The organism is Kroppenstedtia guangzhouensis (assembly GCF_014637345.1).
GTDB classification, from domain to species: domain Bacteria; phylum Bacillota; class Bacilli; order Thermoactinomycetales; family DSM-45169; genus Kroppenstedtia; species Kroppenstedtia guangzhouensis.
In genome coordinates, this window is sequence record NZ_BMEX01000061.1 from 1 (window position 1) to 1,424 (window position 1,424).

General features: G+C 55.4%; 1 protein-coding gene. It reads right to left on the bottom strand.

The genetic code is table 11. The features are described from left to right. On the bottom strand, positions 1–1,424 hold a 1,424-nt coding region (locus IEV46_RS17775; protein WP_188433955.1), incomplete at both ends, for a condensation domain-containing protein.

A 1,424-nucleotide genomic window follows, 5' to 3' on the forward strand; every position in this document is an offset into this window, starting at 1 on the left:
TTCCCGGGCCAATCCCCGCTCCCGCAGGGCATGGGCCAGCCGGTTGGCTTCTTCGTTCAACTCCCGGTAGGTGAGAACCCTCTCTCCCCTTTTCACCGCCACCCGGTCCCCCTGACGGGCCGCCTGTTCCTCAAACAGCGAGACCAAGGTCGCATCCCTCGGATACGACGCCCGGGTGTCATTGAAACCTTCGAACAGCCGGTTCCGTTCGTCTTCATCCAACAGAATGTACTTGTCAATCTCCTGCGCCGGATCTTCCAGCATGACGGACAGGATCCGTTCGTAGCATCTCACCCAACGCTCCGCTTCCGCCTGGGGCATCGCCGAGGTCAAACGCACTTCCAGCCGGTCATAGGTGGTGGACAATGTAAAGTCAAACAACGTATTGGTCCGTTCAAAACTTTCCTCCCGGAATCCCAGACGCTCGTCCAGCCGGTCGTAGACATGAAAATCCACAAAGTTGAACAACACATCGGTCACAGGGTTCTCATCCCCGCTTCGCTCCCCGATCGCCCGGACAATCTCCTGAAAAGGATAGCGTCCATATTGCTTCAACTCAATGTGCTTGGCGTGCACATAACGAAGCAAGGACCGGTAACTGTCCACCTCATCCATACGCACCCGGAAAGGCACCGTGTTCAGGAAACAGCCCAACACCTGCTCCCCGTCTTCCAGTTGGGGCCGGTTGTTTTCAATCAACCCCACTGTCAAGTCCGAATCATAAGACATCAGGTGCATCATGACCAGATATGCACTCAGAGCCACCGTTTTGGGAGTGGTCTGTTCCCGTCGCGCCAACTCCTTGATGGCCGGCAGAAAGGATGCCTCAAGCTCCCGGATCAGCGTGCTGCTTCCCTTGCCCACAGTGGGCAATTCCAACCGTTTATAGCCTTCCAGCTCCTCTTTCCAGTAACGGGCCCAGCTTTCCCGGCCGGACAACACCTGCTCCTCCGCCACAAAATCCACATACCGGCTGCCCAGCTCCGGCAGCTGCACTTCTCCCTTGGCCAAATGGAAATACACATCGATCAACTCAGTCATAAAAGAGGCGACACTCCACCCGTCCATCAGCGCATGATGAACTATCCATCCCAAAACCACTTGCTCTCGGCCCAGGTAGAATACTTTCATCCGCCAGAGAGGCCCCTTTTTCATATTGAAGGGCCGCTTTCGATCCTCCTCCAGGTGGGCCGAGATGGTCAGAGATTGTTCGGTCTCATCTTGGTCACGGAGATCGATCTCTTCGATCGGAAGCTCCACTTGACGCCACACCACCTGGATCGGCCGATCCGTTTCTTCCATATAAAAAGAGGTTCGCAATATTTCATGACGCTGCACCAGTTTCCGCAACGCTTGTTCCATGCGCTTGGGAGCAAAAGATCCATCCCTCAGCTGGTACAACAACTGATCATGGTAGACTCCGC